This is a genomic window from Candidatus Egerieousia sp. (genome assembly GCF_056211015.1).
This window is the reverse complement of sequence record NZ_JBAELF010000003.1, coordinates 1-9,269: the sequence shown is the minus strand read 5'-3', so window position 1 is coordinate 9,269 and position 9,269 is coordinate 1. Positions and strand designations below refer to the sequence as shown.

The following is a 9,269-nucleotide window of genomic DNA, read 5'->3' as shown; positions in this document are numbered from 1 at the left end:
TTTGCCATGTCAGTGATAACAACCTTATTTTGAATTGCAATCACTAAGTTAGGTGAAATTTCTGACATTGTCAAGGCCTGGTAAGCCTTTGTTTATCAGGCCATTTGACAATCTTTTACGAAAAATGTTGCGGAATTAAGGAATAATAAAAATTCAAATCTGACAATATGAAACTCAAAGCTTACAAATACCAGGGCGCTGGTAACGATTTTGTGATTGTAGATAACCGCGATGGAAAACTCTCTCTTACAACAGAGCAGATAAACTGGCTCTGTGACAGAAGGTTCGGTATTGGCGGTGACGGTCTGATGATACTTGGTCCATCTGAGAAATATGACTTCTCAATGCGTTATTTCAACGCCGACGGTCCCGAAGGGACAATGTGCGGAAACGGTGGAAGATGCCTTGTAGCCTTTGCGGCCCATCTTGGAGTGAAGAAATTCGAGTTCGAGGCCATTGACGGTTACCATATTGCAACAGTTGAGGATTTCACTCCTCACAGATGCATTGTAAGGCTCAGGATGGTTGACCTCAAGGAATGCCGCAGGTTTGCCGAGCAGTCATTCTTCCTCAACACCGGTTCGCCTCATTATGTTGAATTTGTGAAGGATCTTGCCAACTATCCTGTTGATGAGAAGGGCAAGTACTGGAGATACTACCACGAGTTCGTTGGCGGAACAAACGTGAACTTTGTTGAGCCTTGCGAGAACAAGATCAAGGTAAGAACTTACGAGCGTGGCGTTGAGGCCGAGACCTGGGCTTGCGGAACAGGCGTTACAGCCAGCTCAATCTGCACCTGGTTGCAGACAAGGTCACACTATTCTTCATGCGTGAAGGTTAATGATACAATCACCCACGTGAAGTATGACATTGAGGCACTTGGAGACAAACTCGCCGTTGAGTTCGATTTCAACGAGCAGGACAACAGTTTCACCAATATCTTCCTTACCGGTCCTGCAACCTTTGTATTCAGCACCGAGATAGATATGCAGAAATAATGGGAGCCATCGGGGACAGACTTCTGGCTGTGCGCGGCAGCATTCCTGAAGGGACGGAACTTGTTGCAGTTTCAAAGTTCCATCCTGTGGAGGAGCTTATGGAGGCCTATCAGGCAGGGCAGAGACTTTTCGGAGAGAACCGCCCGCAGGAGATGGCCGCCAAGGCTGTTGCCATGCCAAAGGATATCCAGTGGCATTTCATAGGCCATCTGCAGAGCAACAAGATCAAGCAGGTCATTCCTTATGCAACTCTAATCCACAGCGTTGACAGTGAGAAACTTTATTTCCAGATAAAGGATTACTGCCTGAGGAATTCCTGCAGTACCAGAGTGCTGCTGCAGATGCATATTGCAAGCGAGGATACAAAGCAGGGCTTTTCCGCAGAGGAACTTCTGGCTTTCGTCAGCACTCTGATGGGCGGGGAGAAACTTGATGAACCATCGCCGGTGGAAATATGCGGACTGATGGGAATGGCTTCCTTCACTGATGATGTTTCTGTGGTTGACCGGGAATTCTCTCAGATTGAGCATGTTTTCAAGGAGATAAAGGCTCAGTGGGGGGAGAGCTTGCCTGCCTTCTGGGAACTTTCGATAGGGATGAGCGGTGACTATGCAATTGCTCTCAGACACGGGGCAACGCTGGTGCGTGTAGGTACTGCCATCTTTGGTGAGAGGGATTACAGCAAACCATTCAAGATATGGTGATTTTTGGATAAACGTATTGAAGTATATGAAAATCAAGAGGAAAATAAGGAGCGGTTTCGTTATCATAGCGGCTATTCTGCTGCTGTCCAGCCTCATTGCTATATATGAATTCATTACAATGAGGAACAATATAGCGCAGGTGGTGCAGATAAACGTGTCGTCAATAAACATTTCCGATTCTTTGCAGGGGGTATGTGACGAGTATGCCGTGAATCTTCTGGAGAGCCTTGACGATGAGTACAAACCTACTGTTCCTAACGTTGCGGAGGATACCAGATTCCTTGACCTGTTGAGAAATCTGCATGGTATAGCGGACAACACCAGGGAACTGGAGGTTGCCGACACGGTGAAATCCGCTTTCGTGGCTTACGTACACATGATGGCGCAGGCACCGCACATCTGGCTGGGGCATTATGATGACAGGCGCGAGTGGTATTTCAAATCCTTCTATCCTTCGTACGTAAGGCTTTGCAAATACATAAGGAAACTTTCAAGTACAAGTCAGGAACTTCTCAGTGAGAATACGAAAAATCTGAGCGAAAGCTTTTACAGAAGCATAATGCCTTGCATTGTTGCGGTGTGCTCCGGTATTGTCCTCATCTTCCTTTTCAATTATTTCGTGAACTACTACATTCTTACGCCTTTGATAAAGATAGGGCGCGGAATATCATTGTACCTTAAAGCCGGGAAGCGTTACGATCTGAAGCTTGAGAATGACGATGAACTTGCCGAGCTGAACGATAACGTTGCGCAGCTGATAGACTCCAACAGACAATGGCAGAAACAGTAGCATTGACATGAATCTTACCGTAGTTTCTAAAAATATCGGACTGGCACTTGTGTTTGATGCGGTGTTCATGCTGCTCGGGGCGCTGGTGTCTCTAATCTACGGGGCCGACAGTGCGCTTTCTCCTTTGTTCTTCAGCGGAATAATCACCTTGGTTACAGGTCTGTTTCCGGTGATTTTCGTACGCGGTGGCTCCAAGTCCGTGAAAATCAAGGAGGGCTTTGCAATCATAGTGTTCGCATGGTTGCTCTCCTGCCTGTTCGGTATGCTGCCTTACGTGCTCTGGGGAGGAGAGTTTTCATTGATAAATGCCTGGTATGAAAGCGTTTCCGGCTTTACAACAACCGGTGCCACCATTCTCAAGGATATAGAAGCTCTGCCTCATGGGCTGCTGTTCTGGAGATCCTCAACGCATTTCATAGGAGGAATAGGCGTTGTTGTGTTCATGCTGCTGATAATGCCTAACCTCAGCACGTTCCGATTGAGACTGAGCAAAATTGAAATAAATACGCTGAGCCGCGAGAACTACTCGTACAAGGCCAGGGAAACCGTGATAATCATTGCCGGTGTATATGTGCTCCTGGCACTGGTTGCAATGATTGCCCTGATGCTGGCCGGCATGGACTGGTTCGATGCAATCAACCATGCATTCTCAACTGTGGCAACAGGAGGTTTCAGCACCAGGAACGAATCAATCCTTTCCTTCCATTCCAATGCCATAAACATAGTGCTTATGGTGTTCATGTTCCTGGGCAGCATCCACTTTGGCTTGCTTTATGCCACGGTGGCGCATTGGACTCCCAAACTTTTCAAGAGTCCTGTAACTAAATTCTACATAAGAACAATTCTTGTTGCTTCCGTAATCATAATCATTGGTATCAAACTTTCTGGCAATGCCGGAAGCTGGGGCGAAGCCATCATGGATGGTCTGTTCCAATGTGTGTCAATCATTACAACAACGGGATTCGCAACCGCCGACACTTCGGTATGGCCGGATTTTGTCATACTTGTCCTCATATATATCAGTATTCAGTGCGCCTGCTCGGGTTCAACATCCGGAGGTATAAAATCGGACCGTATATTCATATTTTTCAAGTCTGTCCGCGCGCAGCTGCTTAAAACGGCTCATCCAAACGCAATAGTTCACGTAAGGAACGGCGGACATATCATTGACCCGGAACTGGTTTCATCCATAAATCTGTTCATTGTGCTGTATATGTCAATCATTTTTGTAATGGCTGTGATATTCACGGCAATGGGCCTGGATTTCATGGACGCATTCAGTGCGTCGGTTTCCAATATGGGCAACATAGGCCCCGGATTCGGTAACGTAGGCTCCATGGCCAATTACTCCCAGTTCCCTGTTCTGGCAAAGTTCCTCAGCACGGTGCAGATGCTTATGGGCCGTCTTGAAATATATTCATTCATAATGATTTTCACGATTCACAGGTGGAAATAGGAGAGGAGGCTTATGAGTTTGAAAGGAAGTCTGGTGTCGCTGATGATAGGAAATCTTGGTTTCGAGGCCACGAGCTGCCAGAAGAATCTTTTTGAAGAACTTGCCGGATTCACGGTTGCTGATTCCAGGGATTGTTTCATCATGCTGGTGAGCGGTTATGCCGGAACGGGCAAGACATCCGCAATATCTTCTTACATAAAAAGCCTTCAACATTACGGAATCAAGTACAAGCTGTGTGCGCCTACGGGAAGAAGCGCCAAGGTGCTTGCCAATTACTCCAACTGCAAGGCCTGCACCATTCATAAGATGATTTACCGGCAGAAATCAATGAATGATGCATTCGGGAAGTTCACACTTGACTATAACAGGGACAATAATACCGTATATATTGTTGACGAGTGTTCTCTCATTCAGATTTCACAGGGAACGGAGCAGTCCAATGTCTTCGGCAGCGGAGACCTTCTTGATGATCTGGTGGAATACGTTGGCTGCGAATCGGGAAACAAGCTCATACTTATGGGTGATCCCGCACAGCTGCCGCCCATCGGTTTTGACAGGAGTCCGGCGCTTGACCTTGACTTCCTGAGGAGCAGATACTGCAATGTGCTATATGCCCATCTTACCACAGTGGTGCGTCAGCAGAAGGAAAGCGGAATACTTTCAAACGCAACAATGCTCCGGAATCTCATTGAGGGCGGTGGCTTTGGGGATATCAGGTTCAATGACAGCTTCGAGGATATTGCACGCATAGGAGGAGCTGAACTTATAGAAGCGCTTTCAGAATCCATTGACAATTACGGCCTTGACAATGTTGTTGTACTTTGCCGTTCGAACAACAGGGCCAACAGATACAATGCGGGCATCAGGCAGAGCGTGCTTTTCAAGGAGGAGCAGCTGGTCAAGGGCGACAAGCTTATGGTGGTGAAGAACTGCTACCAGTTCCTTGAGAACATTCCTGAATTGGACTTCATAGCCAACGGAGATGTGGCGGAATTGGTTTCTATTTCAGGTCACGAGGAGCGTTACGGCCTGCATTTCGCTCAGGCCACGCTGGAATTCCCTGATTACGACAATGCGGACGTAAAGGCAAAGATCATTCTGGATACCTTGAATTCCAACTCTCCTTCCTTGCAGGCTGAAGAGCAGAAGCAATTGTTCGAGGGCGTTTTTGCCGATTATCAGATGGAGCTTGGAAACAACAGAAAGAAAATAATCAAGGCGGTCCGTGAGGATGGGTATTACAATGCGCTGCAGATCAAGTATGCAACGGCAATAACCTGCCATAAGTCACAGGGCGGCCAGTGGCGATGCGTTTTCATTGACAATTCGCTCTGGAAGGACGAAGTTTCGCTCGATGATATGAAATGGCTTTACACCGCTCTCACCCGGGCGGTGGAAAAAGTGTATTTCGTGAACTTCAAGGACAGATACTTTGCAAAAAATGATTAACTTTATAGATTGATTCCAGTGCTGCACGAAAGCGTTGGAACGGAATGTGAAAAATTGTTGAAAATATGAAAAGGATATTCGGTAATTTCTTGTGTATGGCATTGACGGTTTGTGCAACGGCTTCAATATCCGCGGCAGTTCCGGTTTCAGGTCCAGCCGTGGCGGACGGTGATGAGGCAAAGATAATGCTCAGTCAGGAACAGCGCCTTGGCGGACTTCCTGCAAACATTCTTAACGGATCAAGAATAACAAGCGGACTGTGGGTGGATAACGGCTTCAACTTCAGCGTGAGATTCTGTGACAATTCCGTGCGGAAGATGTCATACAGGATTGGCAGCGGACTTTCAGACCAAAGAATTGCGGAGCCTGAGGCCGTGAAGAACGATGCAAAGGATGCACTTGTTGAAAGGTTCCGCGCAACGATGCAGCGCTATGAAAAGAGCGCTGAAACAAAAGTGCAGCGTCTTGTAGTGTCACCCGACCTTGCAAAGGTGGCGTTCGTGATGGAGAACAACATGTATGTTTACGATGATGCCAAAGCTACTGTACATCAGCTTACAAACAACGCAAGCGATGTGAAGAAGCACGGCTTCGCCTCCTGGGTGTATTACGAGGAGATTCTGGGCAGGCCGTCGGATTATATAGCTTTCTGGTGGAGTCCGGACAGCAGGAGGCTTGCGTGGTACTATTTCGATGAAACCGATGTGCCAATGTTCCCTATCATTGATTTTGACGGTCAGTACGGCAAGGTCAACCGCACGCGTTACCCTAAGGCCGGCACCGCCAACCCTAAGGTGAGCATTTTCATAGTGGACGTTTCAGACATTACAAGCCAGGCACCTCTGAAAAAGGTAATGGCTGATTTCAACTGCGAGGATGACCAGTATTTTGGCATACCTTTCTGGAATGCCGACGGTTCACGCTTCATAGTTCCTTGGATGCCAAGGGAGCAGAACGAGCTTTTACTCTACACCGTGAATCCGCAGACAGGCAGCAAGGAAAGCATCTATCACGAAAAGCAGAAAACCTGGATAGACTGGATGGAGGACATGCAATTCACAACGGACGGCTTCTATGTGATCAGGGACACCGACGGCTGGCAGAACATTTATTTCCAGTCCTTTGACGGAAAAGTGTTCAGGAAGATCACCGAGGGCCGCAACTGGAGCCCCCAGTTCATAAAGGTCGATGTGAAAGGCGGTTATATCTATTTCAGCGCAAGGAGGGAGAGTTCTCTCAGACACGATTTCTACAAGGTTGCGCTCAAGGATGTTGGTGTGAACAAGGACGGTTCCTTCAGAACAGGCAAGATAACCAGGCTCACCAGTGGACAATACGACTGGACAGACATAAAACTCAGTCCCGACAACAGACACTTCAGCGCCGTAAGGAGCAATTGCAACACCCCTCATCAGCTTGTAGTCTCCACCTGTGATGGCAAGGCAGCAGAGAAGATCGTATGGAACTGCAGGGGAGCGGATTATGATAATTACCTTCTTCCAAGACAGGAAATCCTTACCATCGATGTGGATGGATATACAATTCCTGCCAGGGTTATCTGGCCTGTGAATATGGAAGAAGGAAAGAAATATCCTGTGATAATTGATATGTACGGAGGACCTGATGCCGGAACCGTGTTCGATCAGTTCAATGCCGCTCCTAAGAACGGCAGTTGGGCTTCCAGCCTCTGGTGGGCATATGATGGCTTCATAAGGATATGCATAGATCACAGGGCAAGCGGCCACTGCGGGAAGGAAGGCCTGAACTATCTGCACAGAAACCTTCTGAACATAGAGTTCAAGGATTATGTGAAATGGGTTGAGAAACTGTATGAATACCCTTGCGTTGACAGGGACAAGATCGGTATCACCGGTTTCTCATACGGCGGCTCCATGACAACAATCGCCGTTACTCAGTACAGCCAGTATTTCAAATACGGAATTGCAGGCGGCGGCGTGTATGACTATGAGCTGTATGACACTCATTATACGGAGAGATACATGGACCATCCTGCGGACAATGTTGCAGGTTATGACAGCACGGAGGCTGCAAAGCGCTTTGCCAACTACAAGGGTGATTCCACCAACTATTTGAAGATTACCCACGGCACAAGTGATGATAACGTGCATATTCAGAATACAATGCATCTGATTGAGGCTCTTCAGGATGCCGGCAAACAGTTCGACCTTATGCTGTACCCGGGAGAATATCACGGTTACAGGGGCCTTGCCGGAGTTCACAGTAGAAAGGCTGACGTGATTTTCTGGTACAGGCATCTCAAGGGACAGGAGGCGCCGGAAGCACTGCTGAACAGCATCAGGTAATGTTCCGGCGGTTCAAGCGGATAAGAAATTGTTAACGATTCAAAAAGAATATCAATATATGGAAAAATATCTGGTAAACGCTCAGCAATGGCTCTCAGAGGCTTTTGACGAGCAGACAAGAATTGAGGTCAAGGCAATGCTCGATGACAGCAGCGCCAATGGCAGGAAAGCTCTGGAAGATGCATTCTACAGGAATCTTGAATTCGGTACCGGCGGTCTGCGCGGCATAATGGGAGCAGGTACCAACAGAATGAACAGATATACCGTTGGAATGGCCACACAGGGAATATGCAATTATCTGCATATCAACGCTGAACGTGGAGATTTCAAGAGAAGTTCCAATACGGCGCTCAGAGTAGCCATTTCGTGTGACTCAAGGAACAATAGCCGTGAATTCGCCAAGGTGACCGCCGCCATTTTTGCGGCAAACGGTATAAAGGTCCTTCTTTTCGAGGATATGCGTCCTACTCCTGAACTCAGCTATGCAATACGCTGGGGCAAGTGCAATGCAGGTGTGATGGTAACAGCATCGCACAATCCCAAGGAATACAACGGTTACAAGATGTACTGGGAGGACGGAGCCCAGATCATAGCTCCGCACGATGGCAATATAATTGCAAAGGTGGTTGAGATTGAGAACCCGTCGCAGGTGAAATGGGGGGATTATGGCAAAGCCGTTGAGAGCGGTGACATCAGGCTGGTTGGCGCAGAGATAGACAAGGACTATCTGAGGGATCTCAAGACCCTGCATGTAAGCCCTCAGGCAGTTGCGGAACATAAGGATATACGCTTTGTATATACTCCTCTGCATGGAACAGGAATAACACAGGTTCCGGCAGCCTTGAGGGATATGGGTTTTGAAAATGTGTATCTTGTTGAGGAACAGTGTGTTGCTGATGGTAATTTTCCAACCGTGAAATCTCCTAATCCGGAGGAGCACTCGGCTCTTGAAATGGCTGTGGCCCTTGCGGACAAGGTGAATGCGGATGTAGTTCTTGCCACCGATCCGGATGCGGACAGGGTTGGCGTTGCAGTAAGGAACGAGAAGAATGAAATGGTACTTCTGAACGGCAACCAGACCGCTTCAATCCTCACTTATTATATGCTCAGCCGCTGGAAGGAGCTTGGCAGGGATTTGAAGAACGGATATATCATCAAGACCATTGTGACCACGGAACTTCTGACAGCCATTGCCAGGAAGTTCGGTGTTCAGTGCTACGATGTCCTTACCGGTTTCAAATACATTGCAGCAATTGTTGAGCAGAACAATGTGGAGGCTGAGAACGGTGCCGTGAAGCGTACATTCATCTGCGGAGGCGAGGAAAGTTACGGATTCAATGCGGGAGAGTTCGTCCGTGACAAGGATTCCGTTATCACCTGTTCGCTTGTTGCAGAGTGTGCCGCATGGTGTGCGCAGAACGGAATGACCCTCTACGGCTTCCTGCAGAAGATATACTCCGAGTTCGGACTGTATATGGAGTCCCTGCTTTCAGTTACAAAGCCGGGCAAGTCAGGAGTTGAGGAAATTGCCGGAATAATGCTTGAACT

The 9,269-nt window shown here is 47.8% G+C and carries 7 protein-coding genes; all 7 read left to right on the top strand.

Features of this window, described 5'->3' with window-relative positions:
• The first annotated feature begins 167 nt into the window (after window positions 1-167).
• Complete coding sequence (gene dapF / locus AC06L3_RS00170; protein ID WP_475668604.1) at window positions 168-998, top strand: diaminopimelate epimerase; 831 nt, start codon at window positions 168-170, stop codon at window positions 996-998.
• Window positions 998-1,702, top strand: coding sequence for a YggS family pyridoxal phosphate-dependent enzyme (locus tag AC06L3_RS00165; protein WP_475668603.1), 705 nt, complete (start codon window positions 998-1,000; stop codon window positions 1,700-1,702). Before dapF ends, AC06L3_RS00165 begins: the two co-directional genes overlap by 1 nt.
• 25 nt (window positions 1,703-1,727) lie before the next feature.
• Window positions 1,728-2,492: a CHASE3 domain-containing protein gene (locus AC06L3_RS00160; protein ID WP_475668602.1), complete on the top strand. Its 765-nt coding sequence runs from the start codon at window positions 1,728-1,730 to the stop codon at window positions 2,490-2,492.
• Between the two features lie 7 nt (window positions 2,493-2,499).
• Entirely contained in the window at window positions 2,500-3,948 is a 1,449-nt protein-coding gene (locus tag AC06L3_RS00155; RefSeq protein ID WP_475668601.1) for a TrkH family potassium uptake protein, read from the top strand.
• Window positions 3,949-3,960: 12 nt separating this feature from the next.
• Window positions 3,961-5,397, top strand: coding sequence for an ATP-dependent DNA helicase (locus AC06L3_RS00150; RefSeq protein ID WP_475668600.1), 1,437 nt, complete (start codon window positions 3,961-3,963; stop codon window positions 5,395-5,397).
• Between the two features lie 65 nt (window positions 5,398-5,462).
• A complete protein-coding gene (locus AC06L3_RS00145) occupies window positions 5,463-7,721 on the top strand; it encodes a S9 family peptidase (protein ID WP_475668599.1) in 2,259 nt (752 codons plus the stop codon).
• A gap of 58 nt (window positions 7,722-7,779) precedes the next feature.
• On the top strand, window positions 7,780-9,269 hold a 1,490-nt coding region (locus AC06L3_RS00140), incomplete at its 3' end, for a phospho-sugar mutase (protein WP_475668598.1).